We start from the raw sequence: 16,602 nt of genomic DNA, 5'->3' as shown, positions 1-16,602 counted from the left end.
CCCTGCCGCCCAGCCCTGCCGCCCGGTCCCGCCGCGCGGCGGGACCCCGCTCGGACGCCGTCAGACTCCGCGGCGCTTCGGCGGGGGCATCGGCGGGACGACCTTGCCCGCCACCACGATCTCCTCGGGCACCTCGACCAGCTCGCCGTTGCGGCGGCGCACCTGGAGCGTCTTGTTGGACCAGGATTCGAGTACGCCCACCACGTCGCTGTACTCTCCCGTTGGCAGACGACGGCGCAGCGAGACCCGCTGACCCACGTCCGCGCTACTGATGGACACCACCAGGCGCGCGGCAAAGCGGCCAGACATGTGAGGACCCCCATGTCGAATCGACTGCGCGGTGGTGGCCATACTATTCACAGCGAGCTTGCGGTGAGCCGTGACGTGCGGCGGGGCCGGAAACCCGAGAGGAGTCACTGACGTGACCTACGTCATTGCGCAGCCCTGCGTGGACCTGCTCGACAAGGCATGCATCGAGGAGTGCCCGGTCGACTGCATCTACGAAGGGAAGCGTCAGCTCTACATCCACCCGGACGAGTGCGTCGACTGCGGTGCGTGCGAGCCGGTTTGCCCGGTTGAGGCCATCTACTACGAGGACGACGTCCCCGACCAGTGGAAGGACTTCTACAAGGTGAACGTGGAGTTCTTCGACGACCTGGGCTCGCCCGGCGGCGCCTCCAAGGTGGGCAAGATCGACAAGGACCACCCGATCGTCGCGGCGCTGCCCCCGCAGAGCCAGGAAGACTGATAACGGGCTGAAACCGGCCGGTACGGCGGGTCGCGACCTTTCGGGAGCGTCCCGGCGACGGTCATTTGCGGTTCAACGCATCCGGGCCGTGGTCTGCCGCACTCTGCGGAAGGCCACGGCCCTGCTGATTCGGGACGCCCGCGCGTCCCCTCGAGGAGGGCTGGGCCTTGTTCACGCTGCCGGACTTTCCGTGGGATCGGCTGGAGCCGTACAAGAAGCGCGCGGCCGAGCATCCGGACGGCATCGTCGACCTGTCCGTGGGCACGCCCGTGGACCCGACGCCCGACGCCGTCCGCAAGGCGCTCGCCGAGGCGTCCGACGCACCCGGCTACCCGGCCACCTACGGCACGCCCGAGCTGCGCGAGTCGGTCGCGGGCTGGCTGCGCCGCCGCGCCGGCGTGACCGGCGCCGACCCGGCCGCGGTGCTGCCCGTCATCGGCACCAAGGAGCTGGTGGCGTGGCTGCCGACGCTGCTCGGCGCCGGCCCCGGCGACAGGGTCGTCTTCCCCGAGCTCGCGTACCCGACCTACGACGTGGGCGCGCGGCTGGCGGGCGCGGAGCCGGTCGCGACGGACGGCCTGCTCAAGCTCGGCCCGGTCCGCCCGAAGATCGTGTGGGTGAACTCCCCGTCCAACCCGACCGGGAAGGTGCTGCCCGCCGAGCACCTGCGCAAGGTCGTCGCGTGGGCGCGCGACCGCGGCGCGATCGTGGTCAGCGACGAGTGCTACCTGGAGTTCGGCTGGGACGAGGAGCGCCCGCCCGTCTCGATCCTGCACCCGGACGTGTGCGGCGGCTCCCACGACGGCCTGCTCGCGGTGAACTCGCTGTCCAAGCGCTCCAACATGGCGGGCTACCGCGCCGGGTTCGTCACCGGCGACCCCGCGCTCGTGAAGCGGCTGCTGGAGGTCCGCAAGCACGCGGGCATGATCGTCCCGGCGCCGGTGCAGGCGGCGATGGTCGCGGCGTTCGACGACGACGGGCACGCCGACGAGCAGCGCGCCCGGTACGCGCGGCGCCGCGCCGGCCTGCGCGCCGCGTTCGAGAAGCACGGCTTCCGCATCGACCACTCCGAGGCGTCGCTGTACCTGTGGGCGACGCGGGACGAGCCGTGCTGGGAGACCGTCGGGCACCTGGCGTCGCTCGGCATCCTCGTCGGCCCCGGCGAGTTCTACGGGACGGCCGGCGCCCGGCACGTCCGGATCGCGTTCACCGCCACGGACGAGCGCGTCGCCGCCGCCGTCGCCCGCCTCTGACGCGCCGCGGTCCCGGGCGGGCGCGGCGCGGTCCCGGACGGGCGCGCCGCGTCCGGGAACCGTGGTTCCCCGTACCTCCGGATCCCGGGCCCGCCATCGCGGGTCCGGGTTTTCCGTATGAAACCGAATGTTCCGTCATTACGTCTGATCGCGATATGGGCGTATGCGGCCACAGTCGGTAGGATCCGCTGGTCTCCGCCCTCCGGGATCGCCGAATCAATGGAGGTATGTCCGTGAATGGGACCGTGCTGGCGCTCGTGCTGGCACTGATCGTCCTCGTGGTCGCGCTGGTCGTGGTGCTCGTCGTGGTGCTGTCGCGGCGCAGGCCGGCGCCGCCCGCGCCCGCGGCGCCCCGCGACCCGTTCGCCCCCGAGCAGAGCGTCGCCGGCGACCCCCGCACGCTGAAGGCCAGCGACATGGTCGAGTACCTCGGCACCCGCTACTTCGTGCGCGGCTCGCTGCGGCTGCGCGAGGGCGGCTTCACCTGGTCCGAGCACCTCCTCGACGCCGACACCATCGAGGGCCAGAAGGTGTGGCTGTCGGTCGAGGAGGACCCCGACCTCGAGGTCGTCTTCTGGACCGAGTACGACATCGGCGACCTGCGCCCCGGCGACCGCACCGTCACCGTCGAGGGCGTCGAGTACCGCCGCGACGAGCACGGCACCGCCGACTACACCAGCGAGGGCACGACCGGCGTCGGCGTCCAGGGCCGCGTCGAGTACGTCGACTACGAGGGCCCGCGCGGCCGGTACCTGTCGTTCGAGCAGTACGGCGGCGGCCAGTGGGAGGCCGGGCTCGGGGAGCGCGTGCCGGACGGCACCATGACCATCTATCCGGGCAGCGGCTGAATGCGGACCGTCCTCGACACCCCCTACCGGGACGCGCGCGCCGACGGGCTGTCGTTCGCGCTCGGCCTGCCGCCGCTGGACGCGCTCGCCGTCCTGCCGGTGGAGCGCGGCGGGCTGACCGTCCAGCTCCGCCTGCTCGGCGCGTCCCACCAGGTGATCGCCGGGCCGCTCAGCGAGACGGTGGCGTGCCTGCCGGAGGACGGCGGCGAGCCGCTGCCGGGCAGCGCCGCCACGACGCTGCCGGGCTGGTCCTACGACTTCACCGCGACGACGGCCGTGCACGCCGACGACGCGGCGTTCGCCCGGGCCGTCGACGCGGTCTGCGCGCGGCTCGCGGACCGCGGCGACGCGCTGACCGGCGCGTTCCCCGGATCCCGGCACGCCGTCACCGCCCTCGCGCTGGAGCACGCCGGCCCGGACGGCGCGGCCGCCGGCGGCACCGGCGCGGAGCACCCCGAACCGCGGGCCGGGATCGGCTGGCGGACCTGGCACGCCTACCCCCAGACCCGGGAGATCGTCATGACGCGGAGCCGGTTGGTGAGACCTACATGAACAGCACGCACCGGGCGGCGGCCGGCGGGGCCGCCGCCGTCCTGCTGGCCGTGACGCTCGGCGGCTGCGGCGACTCGCAGCAGTCGTGGATCGGCAAGAAGTACCACAAGATCGGATACAACACGTTCCAGTCGTCGCAGCCCCCGCGGACGGTCGCGTCGGCGATCAACCGCAAGTTCAAGGCGATCGACCGGGTCGACGACCTCGCGACGTACGGCAACAACGGCGGGGTGTTCCTGCGCTACCCGAAGCTGGTCGTCGGCGTGACGCCGTACGGCAGCGGCAGCCACATCACCATCGACAAGCCGTCCGGCGGCTACAACCGCTACTACTCCCATGTCGGCCACCGCTGGAGCGCGCCCGGCAGCGGCGGCTGGAACAAGCACGGCATCGCGTCCTTCCGCGGCGGCGGTCCAGGGTCGGGCAAATGAGGAGCAACGGATGAACGACATGGCTCATGACATCGGCGCGACCTTCGCCTACGGCGCGGTCGGCATCGCGCTGATGGCGATCGGCTACCTGGTGGTGGAGGTGACGACGCCCGGCCGCCTCGGCCACCAGATCTGGGGCGAGGGCAACAAGGGCGCCGCCCTGCTGCTCGGCGAGAAGCTCCTCGGCATCGGCGCGATCGTCACCACCGCGATCGTCACCAGCGACAACGACCTGAGCGACGGGCTGATCGACACCGCCGTGTACGGCGCGATCGGCATCGTGCTGATGGTGGTGGCGTTCTACTTCCTCGACCTGATCACGCCGGGCAAGCTGGGCGCGACGCTCGTCAACGGCGATGCCATCCATCCGGCGGGCTGGGTCGTCGCCGCCGCCGACATCGCCGTCGCCGCGATCGTGGCCGGGGCGGTCTCCTGACCTCCCGCGACACCGACGAAGCGCCTCCGCCGCCCGCCGCGGCGGAGGCGCCCGCCGTCCCCGACACCCCCGCGACCGGCTCCGCCGCCGCCGTTGACGCCCCGGACGCCCCCGCGACCGACTCCGACGCCGACTCCGGGCCCGGCGGCGGGGCGGGGCGGCTGGGCGCGCCCGCGCGGGTGGCGCGGGCCCTGGTCCTCGCGGCCGTGTTCACCTGCGCGGCCTGCGGCCTGGTCTACGAGCTGGCGCTCGTCGCGCTCGGCAGCTACCTGGTCGGCGACTCGGTCACCCAGGCGTCGATCGTGCTGTCCGTCATGGTCTTCGCGATGGGCATCGGGTCGCTGCTGGCCAAGCCGCTGCAGAAGCACGCCGCCGCCGCGTTCGCCATCGTCGAAGGCGCGCTCGCGCTGGTCGGCGGCCTGTCGGTGCTCGCGCTGTACGCGGCGTTCTCCTGGCTCGACCTGTACGTCCCGGCGCTCGTGGTGGTCTCGTTCGCGGTCGGCGCGCTGATCGGCGCGGAGATCCCGCTGCTGATGACGCTGCTGCAGAGGATCCGCAAGCAGGACGCGGGCAGCGCCGTCGCCGACCTGTTCGCCGCCGACTACGTGGGCGCGCTGATCGGCGGGCTCGCGTTCCCGTTCTTCCTGCTCCCGACGTTCGGCCACATCAAGGGTGCGCTGCTGGTCGGGGTCGTGAACGCGGTCGCCGGGGTCGCGGTGGTGCTGTGGCTGTTCCGCCGCCGGCTCGGGCGCCTCGCGCGGGTCGGGATCGGCCTCGGCATGGTGGCGGTCCTCGCCGTCCTCGGGACGACGTACGCGCTGTCCGACCGGATCGAGGTGACGGCGCGGCAGGCGCTGTTCCAGGACCCGATCGCGCTCGCGAAGGACACCCCGTACCAGGAGATCGTGATCACCCGGAAGATCACCCTCGCGGGCACCTCCGACCTGCGCCTGTTCCTGAACGGCGACCTGCAGTTCTCCTCGGTGGACGAGTACCGGTACCACGAGTCGCTCGTCCACCCGCTGATGTCCGGGCCGCACGGGAACGTCCTGGTCCTCGGCGGCGGCGACGGGCTGGCGATGCGCGAGGTGCTGCGCTACCCGGACGTCCGCAGCGCGACCCTCGTCGAGCTCGACCCGGAGATGCTGCACCTCGCCCGCACCTACGGGCCGCTGGTCGCGCTCAACCACCGCTCCTTCGAGGACCCCCGCGCGCACACCGTGACCGCAGACGCGTTCACCTGGCTGCGCGGCCAGACCCGCCGGTTCGACGCCGTCATCGTGGACATGCCCGACCCCGACGACGTCCCGACCGCGAAGCTGTACTCCGTCGAGTTCTACGGCCTGGTCAAGCGGGTCCTCGCGCCCGGCGGGCGGATGGTCGTGCAGTCCGGGTCGCCGTACTTCGCGCCGAAGTCGTTCTGGAGCATCGAGAAGTCGATCGCCGCCGCCGGCCTCGCGACGACCCCGTACCACGTGGACGTGCCGAGCTTCGGCGACTGGGGCTTCACCCTCGCCTCGGCGGGCGGGAGGCCGCCCGCGCTCGCGCTCTCGCCGGACGCGCCGCCGCTGCGCTTCCTCGACGCGTCCGTCCTGCGGGCCGCGTCCGTCTTCCCCAAGGACCGCCGCTCCCGCGACGTCGGCGTCAACACCCTCGTCCACCCCCGCCTTGTCCAGTACGAGGGCCAGGAGTGGAAGGACTCCTGACCCGCCGGGTCAGCGGTCGGTGGAGGTGCGGATGGCCTTGTCCACCGCGTGCTGGAACGACGAGACGAGCGACTGGATCATCAGCGGCTTGAGCTTGCTGGCCAGTTCCATCAGCCGGTCGCGGTGCTCGGGGGCGCGGCCGCTCTCCCGGTAGGGGCGGACGACGGTGTCCTGGAACACCTGCTGGAGCTCGGCCGCCAGCGCGGTGGTGTGGCGTTCGACGGCCTCGTGCGAGGCGACCAGGGTGTCCAGCGGCATGGGGAGCGCGGCGAGCTCGGCGCTGATGCCGAGGAGCGCGGGCATGATGACGCGGACGCTGTCCGGCGCGACGTGCTCGACGACGCCGAGCGCTTCGAGGCGCTTGAGGGTGTCGTCGTCGAGGTGGCGCCCGGCGCGGCGGTCCAGCTCGTGCCGGTCGACGTCCTCGGGGCGTTCCGGCGCCCACGGCGACAGCAGCGCGCGTTGCAGCGCGAGGTCCTCGGCGGGCGCGTCGAGCGGGATCTTCCGCAGGTGCTTCTCGATCGCGGCGAGGGTCAGGCCGAGCGACTGGAGTTCCCGGACGAGTTCGAGCCGCGCGAGGTGGTCGGGGCCGTAGAGGCCCGTCCGGCCGCGCAGCCGGGGCGGGGGCAGCAGGCCGCGTCCGGCGTAGAAGCGCACGGTGCGGACGGTGACCCCCGCGCGCGCGGCCAGCTCGTCCACGGTGAGGTCCATAGCCGCTCCTTTGACGTGACAGTGCCAGTGTTACATTAATCCTGTATCAGCACGCACTTACCGAGGGAGACCGCCGGATGGCACGGGAGATCTTCACCGCGGAGCACGAGGCGTTCCGCGACATGGTCCGCGCCTTCATCGAGAAGGAGATCGCGCCGTACCACGAGCAGTGGGAGAAGGACGGCGTCGTCTCCCGCGACGTGTGGCTGGCCGCCGGCCGGCAGGGGCTGCTCGGCATCGACATGCCCGAGGAGTTCGGCGGCGGCGGCAACCCCGACTACCGCTACTACGTGATCCTCAACGAGGAGTTCGCGAAGGCGGGCGTGCACGGCCCCGGCTTCTCGGTGCACAACGACATCAACGGCGGGTACCTGCGCCAGCTCTGCACTCCCGAGCAGCAGGCGCGCTGGTTCCCGGGCTACTGCTCCGGCGAGATCATCACCGGTATCGCGATGACCGAGCCCGCTGCCGGCTCCGACCTGCAGGGCATCAAGACCACCGCGATCAAGGACGGCGACCACTACGTCCTGAACGGCTCCAAGACGTTCATCTCCAACGGCATCCTGTCCGACCTGGTGATCGTCGTGGCGAAGACCGACCCGTCCGCGGGCGCGAAGGGCGTCAGCCTCCTCGCCGTCGAGCGCGGCATGGAGGGCTTCGAGCGCGGCCGCAACCTCGACAAGGTCGGCATGCACGCGCAGGACACCGCGGAGCTGTTCTTCGACAACGTCCGCGTCCCCAAGGAGAACCTCCTCGGCGAGGAGGGCATGGGCTTCATCTACCTGATGACGAACCTGGCCCGCGAGCGGCTGTCCATCGGCGCGACCGCGATGGCCGCTGCCGAGTCGGCGTTCGAGCAGACCCTCGAGTACTGCAAGACCCGCGAGGCGTTCGGCCGCCCGATCGGCAAGTTCCAGCACAACCGGTTCACGCTCGCCGAGATGAAGACCGAGCTGACCGTCAGCCGCTCCTTCACCGACGAGTGCATCGTCAAGGAGGGCAAGGGCGAGCTGTCGGTCGACGAGGCGGCGATGCTCAAGTACTGGAACACCGAGCTGCTCAAGCGTGTCGTGGACCGCTGCCTCCAGCTTCACGGCGGCTACGGCTACATGATGGAGTACCCCATCGCGAAGGCCTACCAGGACGTCCGCATCCAGACGATCTTCGGCGGCACCACCGAGATCATGAAGGAGATCATCGGCCGCGGCCTCGGCGTCTGACCCCACCCGCCCCCCGGCCCCGGTTTTCGCCATTCCGGCCGGTGTGCCGCTCGCTCGGACCGGACGGGGACGCGCTGGGCGCGTCCCCGTCGGACTCCAGCCCTGTCGTCAGTCGATGACGACGCCGTGGTCGCGGGCGAGCCCGGCCAGGCCGTCGGCGTAGCCTTGGCCCACGGCGCGGAGCCGCCAGCCGCCCTGCCGGCGATAGAACTCCGCGCAGACCAGCACCGTCTCGGTGGTGGCGTCCGCCGCGAGGGCGTGGGCGGCGCCGTTCCGCTCCGTCACCGTGAGCCGGACCGCCCCGGGAGTTCCGCTCGTCACGAGCAGAACGGTGAAGACATCGGTCGGCAGACGGGCCAGGTCCACGCGGACCTGATTGGTCGCGGTGTCCAAGCTGACCGCACCGTCCGCGGAGGCGGGCTGGTTGTAGAAGACGAAGTCGGCATCGGAACGGACCTTGCGGTCGTGTCCCAGCAGCAGAGCGCACGGGTCGTTCTCGGCGGCAGCCATCGCGAAGTCGCACACCAGCGCTTGTGAAGAAATCTTGACGTTCTCGCCGGCACGGAGCAGGGCGGGCGGCGCAGGGGCATCCGCCGTATCGGGGGCCGGATCGCGCCAGCCGTCCGGTGCTTGGATTCGAGCCTCGACCCCGGCGTGCTCCTTGAGCAGATAGAGCAGGTTGGCGCCGTCGAGGAGTTCGATGGGCTTGTTCTTCGCGAAATCGAAGGAGGCTTGGCCGTAACCGCTGGTCGTGACGAGGATGCCTTTGGACGCGCCTTCGTTCTGCAACGTCCCGTAGAGGTCGCGGACGGCTGAGACCCCCACGGTGTTCCGGTAGCGCTTCGCCTGGATCACGACCTTTCCGCCCATGATCGGGCGTGGATCGTAGGCGACGCAGTCGACCCCGCCGTCGCGGGACGGCCGGGTCTGCCGAGTCTCCAGCCCCATCCTGGTGAACAGGTTCTGGATCAGTCCCTCGAACTCCGTAGGGGTCATGTCGAGGAGGTTCGGGCGGTCGTCGAGGTCCCCGAGGACGTCGGTCTCCTCCACGAACCGGGGATCGACCATGCTGAACTCCAGCACCGGCCGTACGGGCGCGAGTTCGGCGGTGTTCCGCGAGACCCCCGCTCCCAGGTGCTTCAGGCAGGCGGCGGGGTCCACCTGCGCGAGATCGAGTTCGGAGAAGGCCTCCTTGGTCGTCCGCAGGGTCAGCAGACAGGGACGCACGGGACGGCCCGTCGCCGCATCGATGGTGTCGACCATGCCGTTGAAGACGATGGCCGCGACGTGGCCGGCAGCGTCGGCCTTGAGCAGGTCACGGACGACGCGCAGGGCGACCTGGCTGACGACGGACGTGTACTGGGCCTTGACCTGCGCGGCCGCGCGCTTGGTCTCGGTGACGGAGTCCGAGGTCTTGACGTACCTGTAGGTCTTGACCGTCGGGACCACGTCGATGGTCGGCAGATCGTACTCGACGACGAGCTGGGCCGATTCGGGGACGTAGGCCAGCCGCCACTTCGAGGGAAAGCCATCGGGGTAGGAGACGGTGTTGAGGACAAGGTCGAAGTAGGCGACGACGGCATCGGGCCGCCCTCCGGCGAGCTCCCGCTTGAACGCGTCGACGTCCGCGTGCTGGCGCCGTGCCCGTTCCTCGGACTCGCGCGTCCGCTGTGCGTGTTCCTGCTGAAGGCGGCCCAAGGCGGCTTGACGTGCCTGTTCTCGCTGGGCGTGCTCGGTGCAGGCCCGATGGTAGTTCGCCTGCCCCTGCCGGGCCTGTTCCTCGTATCGGGCGCCGCCGAACAGCTTCGACAATCCCGTCGGCGGGGGCGGTATGAACGCTTCCGGCCGCGGTGGAGGTTCGGGTCGGCCCGCCGGCCCGGGATCGAACGGCTTGAGGTCCGGCTTCTCCTTGAGGCGTTCGAGGTCGAAGCGGGTGTTGAGACGGAGCCCGGAGACCAGAATGGAGTCCAATTCGTCGAGGCGTTGGGCGAGGCGCTCGTTCATCGCCGCTACTTCGGCCACCCGGGATTCGACGTAGAGGCGTTTGCGCTCTTTCTCGTCTGCGGCTTGTGCTCGCCTATAGGCGGCCTCTGCTCTGGCCGCCTCCCGCTGCGCCGCCGCCTCCGCCCGCCGCCGAGCCGCCGCCGCGCTTTCGGCCTCACGCTGCATCCGCGCGACCGCGGCCATGAATCCCTGACGCCTCGCCATTCACCTCACCCGTCGATGACGACCTCGAGACCCGCACCGTTCCTTCTCGTCAAGATTAGGCGTCAACCTTGCGGATTGAGGAACTTATTGCCTGATCAGGCCAGATCCGCTCGGAGCGGCCACGTGGTCGATGCGCAAGCGCAGCTGGTCGGTTCGTCATCGCCCGGCCCTTCTGCTGAGGCCGGTGGAATCCAGATTCGCTCGGTGACGCGGGACCTATATCGTTCTGGGTCATGTCGGACGCGGTGGCTCGGGTTCTGAGTGGGCGGTACCGGTTCGTGGAGCGGCTCGGGCGGGGCGGCATGGGGACCGTGTGGCGCGCCCGGGACGACCTGCTCGGACGCGACGTCGCGGTCAAGGAGATCCTGCTCCCGCACGGCCTGGACGAGGCGGAGCTGGCGGCGGCGCGCGGGCGGTCGCTGCGCGAGGCGCGGGCCGCCGCTCAGGTCCGGCACCCGGCGGTCGTCACGATCCACGACGTCGTGATCGAGGACGGGCATCCGTGGATCGTCATGCAGCTGGTGCGGGCCCCGTCGCTGGAGGAGCGGCTGCGGGCGTCCGGGCCGCTGGCGGTCGCCGAGGCCGCGCGGGTCGGTGCCGCGCTGGCGGGCGCGCTCGCCGCCGTCCACGCGCACGGCATCGTCCACCGGGATCTCAAGCCCGCCAACGTGCTGCTCGCCGACGACGGCGAGGTGGTGCTGACCGACTTCGGCATCGCGGTGATCGAGGGCGACGCACGCTTCACCCGGTCGGGGCTGCTGATCGGCACCCCCGGGTTCATGGCGCCGGAGCGGCTGGCCGGGGAGCACGCGGGCCCGGCGTCCGACCTGTGGTCGCTCGGCGCGGTGCTGTACGCCGCCGTCGAGGGGCGCCGCGCGTTCGAGGGGTCCGCTCCGGCGGTGGTCGACGCCGCGGTGCTGGCCGGGACGCCCGCGCCGCAGCACCGCTCCGGCCCGCTCGAACCGCTGATCACCGCGCTGCTCTCCCGCGCGCCGGGGGACCGTCCGGACGCCTCGTCGGCCGCCGCCCGGCTCACCGCCATCGCGTCGGCGGTCGGGGACGCGGCCGAGCCGCTTCCGCAGCCTTCTGGCGAGCGCGCCGAGGTGCCCGCGACCGTCAAGGCGACCGTGACCGTCCCGGCCGGAACAGAGGGCACCGGCGACGCGGCCGCGCGGCAGGCCGGTGCGGTCCCCGCCTGGCTGCGGGACCCGGACCACGCCAGCCCGCGGGACGCGCCGCCGTCCGCGCCGAAGTGGCTGCCGGGCATCGCCCTCGCCGTCGTCCTGGTCACCGGCGGCCTCATCGCGTGGGGCATCAGCGCGGCCGACGGCCGAGCCAAGGCGGTCAGGCCCGTCGCCGACCCGTGCTCGCTGCTGACGGGGCCGCAGCTGTCCTCGCTGGGGCTCGCGCCGCGCGGGGCGGAGAGTACCTCCGATCCGGAACCGACCCCGACCGAGCGCGGCGCGAGCCCGAACGTGGTCTGCGAGTGGAACCGGTCCGGCAGCGCGTCGGCGGGGACGCCCTCGTCCGGGACGGCGCCCCTCACGCTCGATCTGACCACCTACACCGACGTCCCCGCCGCGTCCGCGGGCTACAACCTCCGCCATTTCAGCCCCACCATCACGACGGACTTCTTCGAGAGCGCCCGCATCGGCGACGAGTCGTCCGCCGCCGCGGACGGCCGGACCACCCCGTCGACGATCACCGTGGTGTTCCGGGTCGGCAGGACGGTCGTCTCGGTGGTGACCCGCGATTTCGCCGACCGGGACACGGCCCTCCGCGCGGCCGGGTGGGCGGGCGCCGCGCTCGCCCGCGCCGCCCGCTGAAAGGGTCCGGGGCGGCGTCAGGCGGGGATCTCGGCGGCGCGGGCGAGGTCGCCGAGCCAGCGGGCGGACGGCTTCGGGGTGCGGGCGAACGTGCGGCGGTCGACGGCGATGAGGCCGAAGGTCGGCTCGTAGGAGCCCCACTCGTAGTTGTCGAGGGCGCTCCAGTGCAGGTAGCCGCGCACGTCGACGCCGTCGCGCATGGCGGCGGCGAGGCCCCGCAGCGCGCCGGTGGTGTAGTCGATGCGGCGGGCGTCGTCGGCGGTGGCGATGCCGTTCTCGGTGACGATGATCGGGACGGACGGGCCGACGATCCCGGCGGTGTGCCGGACGGCCTCGCCGAGCGCCTCCGGGTAGTACTCCCAGCCCATGATGGTCTTCTCCGCGCCGTCCGGGACGGGCAGCGGGCCGTCTTCGGCGACCTTCGTGCGGCTGTAGGACTGCACGCCGATCCAGTCGTCGCCGCGGGCGGCCTCGATGAAGCGGTCCTCGCGCGGCCAGGCGTGGGCGCGGCAGGCGTCCTCGGCGGCGGGGGATGCCGGCTGGTACACCTGGTTGGCGATCGTCCAGCCGATCGCGGTGCCGGGGAGCAGGCGGCGCAGCGCGTCGCGGGCCGCGTGGTGGGCCGCGATCAGGCCCTCGGCGACGGCCTCGTCGGGGTCGAGCCGGGTGTAGTCGGCGCCGGGGTTGCGGCGGACGGCCTGCATGAGCGCGGCCATGTTGGGCTCGTTGATGGTGACGACGTGGCGGACGCGGCCGTCCAGGATCGGCGCGACGGTCTCCACATAGCGGACGAACAGGTCGGTGGCGTCCGCTGCGGCGAACCCGCCCGCCTTCGCGAACCAGAGCGGGGACGTGAAGTGGTGCAGCGTCACGACCGGTTCGAGGCCGCGTTCCCGCGTGCCCTCGATCATCCGCCGGTAGTGGGCGAGCGCGGCGTGCGAGATCTCGCCGCGCGCCGGTTCGATCCGGGCCCATTCGATGCTGAAGCGGTAGGCGTTGAAGCCGAGGCCGGCGAGCAGGTCCATGTCCTCGCGCCAGCGGTGGTAGCCGTCGGCGGCGTCGCCGCTGGGCTCGCGGACCAGCGAGCCGGACGCGTGCTCGAACGCCCACCAGTCGCTCGCGGTGTTGCCGCCCTCGATCTGGTGCGCCGCCGTGGAGGCGCCCATCAGGAAGCCGCGGGGGAGAGCGAATGCGTCTGCCGGCATGCTCGGCCTTTCGGTTCGGGGGGTGGAACGCGAAAACCATACATCGATCGGATTTCATGGTAGCGTCCGACCCGCCCGACGAACCCGGCCGAGGAGGCAGCGTGATCCCAGCGCCCGTCCGCCAGCGGACGACGGAAGGCGTGTGCCGCACCGGCCGCCCCTGGCGGATCCGCGCCGGCGACCCGTCCCTCGACGGGACGGCGGGCGTCCTCGCCCCGCACCTGCGCACCGGGGCCGGTGCCGATTCCGGCGAGATCGTCCTCGCCCTGGACGACGTGCCGCTCAAGCCCGGTGCGATCGGCGTGCAGCCGTCCGCCGACCCCGACGAGTGCTACCGCCTCACCGTCGAACCCGACCGCATCACCTGCGCGGCCCGCACCCCGCAGGGCGCGTTCCGGGCCGGTGTCACCGCGCTGCACCTGCTGGCGGAGACACCGGAGACGGCATGCCGCGTCATCGACGACGCGCCCCGGTACGCCTGGCGCGGCCTCATGATCGACCCCGCCCGCCACTTCCTCGCCCTGGACGACCTGCGCCGCCTCATCGACCTCGCCGCCCTGTACAAGCTGAACGTCCTGCACCTGCACCTCACCGACAACGAGGGCTGGCGGCTGCACATCGCGACCCGTCCCGCCCTCACCGCCGGGACCCCGCACTACACCGCCGACGAGTACACCGACCTTCAGGAGTACGCCGCCGCCCGGCACGTCACCGTCGTCCCCGAGATCGACCTGCCCGGGCACAGCGCCGCCGCCCTGCGCGCCTACCCCGACCTCGGCACGCTCCCGCGCCCCTCCTGGTACCCGGTGGACGCGCCGTTCCCCGCGCCCCTCGACCCCGCCGACCCGCACACCCGCGCGTTCATCGTCGACGTCCTCGCGGAGACGGCCCGGCTCACCGCCGGCGCGTTCGTCCACTTCGGCGGCGACGAGGCGCTCGGCGCGGACGAGGCGTCGTTCACCGAGGCCGTCCGCCTCGCCCGCGAGGCGCTGCGCGTCGCCGGCAAGCGGCCCCTCGGCTGGCAGGAGTCGTCCCGCGCCGGCATCGCGCCCGGCGACATCGCCCAGTTCTGGGTGGACGTCCCGATGATGGACCTCCCGCAGACCCAGGAGGAGCTGGACGCGCGCCCCGACCTGCTCGCCGCCGGGCACACCCTCGCCCGCACCAAGGCCCTGACCAGGTTCTTCGCGCCGGCCGACGGGGACCTCGACCGGATCGTGCGCGGCGGCGGCCGGGTCCTGCTGTCCCCGCAGTCGCACCTCTACCTCGACCGGCCCTACGACCCGGCGATCGTCCCGCCCGACCAGGCCGAGGAGGGCGCCCGGCTCGGCTTCGCCTACCGGCCCCGCGACGTCCGGCACGCCGCGTCCTGGGACCCGTCCTCCTACGGGGTTCCGCCCGAGCAGATCGCGGGTATCGAGGCCACCCTCTTCGCCGAGGACTTCCAGGGCTTCGACGACCACACGGCCCTGCTCCTGCCACGCCTGCCCGGCGTCGCCGAGGCCGCCTGGTCGCCGTCGCCGCCCTCCTGGGAGGAGTACCGGGGACGCCTCGCGCGCCAGTCCGTCCTGTGGCGGGACCGCGGCCTGGCCGCCCTCCGCTCGACCGAGATCGACTGGCACTGACGTCGGTAAGGTGAGCACCATGGCGAAACGCGGCCCCTACCGCAAGGGCGAGGCGAAGCGGGCCGAGATCCTCCGGGCCGCGCTGGAGATCTTCGCCGACGAGGGATACCGGGGCACGTCGCTGCGCAAGGTCGCCGCCCGCTGCGACCTCAGCCTCCCCGGGATCATGCACTACTTCGAGTCCAAGGAGGACCTGCTCACGCAGGTCCTGCGGGTCCGCGACGAGACCGAGCGGGCGCGCCACCCCGAGTTCGACCTCGTCGAGGACACCCTCGACGTCATGCGCCAGGGCATGCGCACCCCCGGCCTCGTCGAGCTGTTCGTCTCCATGGCCGCGTCCGCCGGCGACCCCGACCACCCCGCGCACGACTTCTTCCCCCGCCGCTACGAGGTCCTCCGCAAGGCCGCCGTCGAGCACCTCCAGAAGGCCATGGACGAGGGGACGATCCGCACCGACGTCCCCGCCGAACGCCTCGCCGTCCTGCTCCTCGCCGTCGCGGACGGCATCCAGCTGCAGTGGCTCGCCGACCGCTCCGTCGACATGCAGCAGCCCCTCGCCGACGTCCTGAACCTCCTCCGCACCCCCGGCTGACGCCCGGGGGGCAGGGGGCTCAGGGGGCTCAGGGGAAGGGGCGGCCCGGGCGCTCAGGGGAAGGTGCGGCGGACCTCGTTGAGGTCGTCGTGATGCTCGGCGAACCGGCGCCGCGTCGCGTCGCCGATCGCGTCGACGTCCGCCAGGACCGCCTCGGTGTCCACCTTCGCCGGCAGCCCCGTCGCGGCCATCAGCTCGTCCACCATCTCCTGCACGCGGTTCCGCGCGTCGTCCTGCGCGGTGCCGATCGCCTCGATCAGCGCCTCGGCGAGCGACTCGCTGTCCATCCGCATCGCCCGCGGGTTGAGCGCGATCCGCTTGATCCGCCCGGACGCGTCGACCGCCGCCCTGACCAGCCCGTCCGCGGCCTCGCCGGTGGCCGTCATCGCCGCCATCTCCTCCGTCGACGCGGAGAGCCGGCCGAGCGCGTCGTCCGCCTGCGCGGCCAGCCGCTCCACGTCCTCGGGGCGGAAGCGCGCGGGGTCGAAGTCGAACATCGGAATCCTTTCGCCGGGTGCCGTCCGTACGCCGATCCGACCAATCGAAGATGTCCGTCCGGAGAATGAGCAGCCAATTGTTCATGTTGAACGACTGACGCGGGAAGGAAAGATCATCCGCGCGGTGGAATTCCTTGTCGGCCGCCGTCGCGGTGCGGTAGCAAAGGGAACATGGCACCTGGTGGGCAGGAAAAGTACGTCACTTCCCAGGGCATCGACAGGACTCGGCGGCAGGTGCTGACCGAGGCCAAGCCCCTGTTCCGCGGCATCCGCGACGAGGTGGACGACACCGACGTCGGCGGCGTCGCGTTCGGCGTGGTCGGGCTGGCGTTCCTGGCGGACGCCTACGCGGCGGTGCAGAACGACATGCGGCGTTTCATGAATGACGCCATGGAAGTGATGGATGAATGGGCCGAGGCCCTTGAGGACATCGAACGCGTATGGCGTGCGGCCGAGGACTACAGCACTCCGAAGGTCGTTCAGGGGCCGGGCGGGCGGGACGTGCATATCACCGGCCCCGCCGTTTACCAATGAGCCGGGCCGACGCGTCCCGCCGGATGAAGGAAGAATGAGATGACCACTCCCAACCAGCCGCCCGACCCCCGCATCAACTGGGGCCGCCCGCCGGCCACCCCGCCGAACCCGGCGACCCCGCCGACCCCGGCCACTCCTCCGACCCCGGCCGCCCCAGCCACCCCGGCGAGCCCGGCCGCGCCACCGCGGCCGTCCGTTCCGCCGCGCCCG

The 16,602-nt window shown here is 72.1% G+C and carries 17 protein-coding genes; 12 read left to right on the top strand and 5 right to left on the bottom strand.

The genetic code is table 11. The features are described from left to right. Nucleotides 1-60: 60 nt before the first annotated feature. Entirely contained in the window at nucleotides 61-309 is a 249-nt protein-coding gene (locus tag F9B16_RS54375) for a putative acetyltransferase (protein ID WP_151545574.1), read from the bottom strand. Nucleotides 310-421: 112 nt separating this feature from the next. Between F9B16_RS54375 and fdxA the strand changes: the two genes are divergently transcribed. The 7 genes from fdxA to F9B16_RS40485 all read left to right on the top strand — a co-directional run bounded on the left by fdxA (nucleotide 422) and on the right by F9B16_RS40485 (nucleotide 5,974). Next, a complete protein-coding gene (gene fdxA / locus F9B16_RS40515) occupies nucleotides 422-748 on the top strand; it encodes a ferredoxin (RefSeq protein WP_151545573.1) in 327 nt (108 codons plus the stop codon). 167 nt (nucleotides 749-915) lie between these two features. Next, entirely contained in the window at nucleotides 916-2,001 is a 1,086-nt protein-coding gene (dapC, locus tag F9B16_RS40510; RefSeq protein ID WP_151545572.1) for a succinyldiaminopimelate transaminase, read from the top strand. Between the two features lie 227 nt (nucleotides 2,002-2,228). Continuing rightward, complete coding sequence (locus F9B16_RS40505; protein ID WP_151545571.1) at nucleotides 2,229-2,849, top strand: DUF4178 domain-containing protein; 621 nt, start codon at nucleotides 2,229-2,231, stop codon at nucleotides 2,847-2,849. Continuing rightward, a complete protein-coding gene (locus F9B16_RS40500) occupies nucleotides 2,850-3,401 on the top strand; it encodes a DUF2617 family protein (protein WP_151545570.1) in 552 nt (183 codons plus the stop codon). It abuts the gene before it with no gap. Beyond that, a complete protein-coding gene (locus F9B16_RS40495) occupies nucleotides 3,398-3,832 on the top strand; it encodes a DUF4247 domain-containing protein (protein ID WP_151545569.1) in 435 nt (144 codons plus the stop codon). The genes F9B16_RS40500 and F9B16_RS40495 overlap by 4 nt, the downstream gene beginning before the upstream one ends. A 10-nt stretch (nucleotides 3,833-3,842) precedes the next feature. Beyond that, complete coding sequence (locus tag F9B16_RS40490; RefSeq protein ID WP_151545568.1) at nucleotides 3,843-4,268, top strand: DUF350 domain-containing protein; 426 nt, start codon at nucleotides 3,843-3,845, stop codon at nucleotides 4,266-4,268. 179 nt (nucleotides 4,269-4,447) lie between these two features. Further along, nucleotides 4,448-5,974, top strand: a complete 1,527-nt coding sequence (locus F9B16_RS40485; RefSeq protein ID WP_225992371.1) for a polyamine aminopropyltransferase — start codon at nucleotides 4,448-4,450, stop codon at nucleotides 5,972-5,974. A 9-nt stretch (nucleotides 5,975-5,983) separates the two neighbouring features. On the opposite strand, the gene F9B16_RS40480 is transcribed toward F9B16_RS40485, so the two are convergent. Next, complete coding sequence (locus F9B16_RS40480; RefSeq protein WP_151545566.1) at nucleotides 5,984-6,685, bottom strand: MerR family transcriptional regulator; 702 nt, start codon at nucleotides 6,683-6,685, stop codon at nucleotides 5,984-5,986. Nucleotides 6,686-6,762: 77 nt separating this feature from the next. Between F9B16_RS40480 and F9B16_RS40475 the strand changes: the two genes are divergently transcribed. Beyond that, on the top strand, nucleotides 6,763-7,905 hold the full coding sequence (locus F9B16_RS40475; protein WP_151545565.1) for an acyl-CoA dehydrogenase family protein: 1,143 nt from the start codon (nucleotides 6,763-6,765) through the stop codon (nucleotides 7,903-7,905). 108 nt (nucleotides 7,906-8,013) lie between these two features. Here F9B16_RS40475 and F9B16_RS40470 read toward each other — a convergent pair whose 3' ends face one another. Continuing rightward, nucleotides 8,014-10,092 carry a restriction endonuclease gene (locus F9B16_RS40470; RefSeq protein ID WP_192809224.1) on the bottom strand — a complete coding sequence of 693 codons (2,079 nt, stop codon included), beginning with the start codon at nucleotides 10,090-10,092 and terminating at the stop codon, nucleotides 8,014-8,016. Between the two features lie 254 nt (nucleotides 10,093-10,346). Between F9B16_RS40470 and F9B16_RS40465 the strand changes: the two genes are divergently transcribed. Further along, nucleotides 10,347-11,939 carry a serine/threonine-protein kinase gene (locus tag F9B16_RS40465; RefSeq protein WP_151545563.1) on the top strand — a complete coding sequence of 531 codons (1,593 nt, stop codon included), beginning with the start codon at nucleotides 10,347-10,349 and terminating at the stop codon, nucleotides 11,937-11,939. Between the two features lie 17 nt (nucleotides 11,940-11,956). Here the strand turns inward: F9B16_RS40465 and F9B16_RS40460 are convergent, their stop codons facing one another. After that, the gene (locus F9B16_RS40460; RefSeq protein ID WP_151545562.1) at nucleotides 11,957-13,144 is read right to left on the bottom strand and encodes a glycoside hydrolase family 1 protein; all 1,188 of its coding nucleotides are present in this window, start codon (nucleotides 13,142-13,144) and stop codon (nucleotides 11,957-11,959) included. A gap of 101 nt (nucleotides 13,145-13,245) precedes the next feature. Between F9B16_RS40460 and F9B16_RS40455 the strand changes: the two genes are divergently transcribed. Continuing rightward, the gene (locus F9B16_RS40455; RefSeq protein WP_264159848.1) at nucleotides 13,246-14,769 is read left to right on the top strand and encodes a beta-N-acetylhexosaminidase; all 1,524 of its coding nucleotides are present in this window, start codon (nucleotides 13,246-13,248) and stop codon (nucleotides 14,767-14,769) included. Nucleotides 14,770-14,788: 19 nt separating this feature from the next. After that, entirely contained in the window at nucleotides 14,789-15,361 is a 573-nt protein-coding gene (locus F9B16_RS40450; protein ID WP_151545560.1) for a TetR/AcrR family transcriptional regulator, read from the top strand. A gap of 53 nt (nucleotides 15,362-15,414) precedes the next feature. Here F9B16_RS40450 and F9B16_RS40445 read toward each other — a convergent pair whose 3' ends face one another. Continuing rightward, entirely contained in the window at nucleotides 15,415-15,858 is a 444-nt protein-coding gene (locus F9B16_RS40445) for a YbaB/EbfC family nucleoid-associated protein (RefSeq protein ID WP_151545559.1), read from the bottom strand. A 171-nt stretch (nucleotides 15,859-16,029) separates the two neighbouring features. Between F9B16_RS40445 and F9B16_RS40440 the strand changes: the two genes are divergently transcribed. Beyond that, complete coding sequence (locus F9B16_RS40440) at nucleotides 16,030-16,392, top strand: hypothetical protein (RefSeq protein ID WP_151545558.1); 363 nt, start codon at nucleotides 16,030-16,032, stop codon at nucleotides 16,390-16,392. The last annotated feature ends 210 nt before the right edge of the window (nucleotides 16,393-16,602 follow it).

This window comes from Actinomadura montaniterrae (assembly GCF_008923365.1).
In the GTDB taxonomy this organism is placed as follows: domain Bacteria; phylum Actinomycetota; class Actinomycetes; order Streptosporangiales; family Streptosporangiaceae; genus Spirillospora; species Spirillospora montaniterrae.
Note: the sequence above shows the minus strand (reverse complement) of the source record. Positions and strands in the feature narration are given on the sequence as shown.

Excerpts from the sequence above, each read along its gene's own strand:
- F9B16_RS40465 (WP_151545563.1), top strand. The coding sequence starts at position 10,347 with ATGTCGGACGCGGTGGCTCGGGTTCTGAGTGGGCGGTACCGGTTCGTG.
- F9B16_RS40460 (WP_151545562.1), bottom strand. The coding sequence starts at position 13,144 with ATGCCGGCAGACGCATTCGCTCTCCCCCGCGGCTTCCTGATGGGCGCC.
- F9B16_RS40495 (WP_151545569.1), top strand. The coding sequence starts at position 3,398 with ATGAACAGCACGCACCGGGCGGCGGCCGGCGGGGCCGCCGCCGTCCTG.
- F9B16_RS40475 (WP_151545565.1), top strand. The coding sequence starts at position 6,763 with ATGGCACGGGAGATCTTCACCGCGGAGCACGAGGCGTTCCGCGACATG.
- F9B16_RS40505 (WP_151545571.1), top strand. The coding sequence starts at position 2,229 with ATGTCCGTGAATGGGACCGTGCTGGCGCTCGTGCTGGCACTGATCGTC.
- F9B16_RS40450 (WP_151545560.1), top strand. The coding sequence starts at position 14,789 with ATGGCGAAACGCGGCCCCTACCGCAAGGGCGAGGCGAAGCGGGCCGAG.
- F9B16_RS40500 (WP_151545570.1), top strand. The coding sequence starts at position 2,850 with ATGCGGACCGTCCTCGACACCCCCTACCGGGACGCGCGCGCCGACGGG.
- F9B16_RS40490 (WP_151545568.1), top strand. The coding sequence starts at position 3,843 with ATGAACGACATGGCTCATGACATCGGCGCGACCTTCGCCTACGGCGCG.
- F9B16_RS40440 (WP_151545558.1), top strand. The coding sequence starts at position 16,030 with ATGGCACCTGGTGGGCAGGAAAAGTACGTCACTTCCCAGGGCATCGAC.
- F9B16_RS40480 (WP_151545566.1), bottom strand. The coding sequence starts at position 6,685 with ATGGACCTCACCGTGGACGAGCTGGCCGCGCGCGCGGGGGTCACCGTC.
- F9B16_RS40445 (WP_151545559.1), bottom strand. The coding sequence starts at position 15,858 with ATGTTCGACTTCGACCCCGCGCGCTTCCGCCCCGAGGACGTGGAGCGG.
- F9B16_RS54375 (WP_151545574.1), bottom strand. The coding sequence starts at position 309 with ATGTCTGGCCGCTTTGCCGCGCGCCTGGTGGTGTCCATCAGTAGCGCG.
- F9B16_RS40470 (WP_192809224.1), bottom strand. The coding sequence starts at position 10,092 with ATGGCCGCGGTCGCGCGGATGCAGCGTGAGGCCGAAAGCGCGGCGGCG.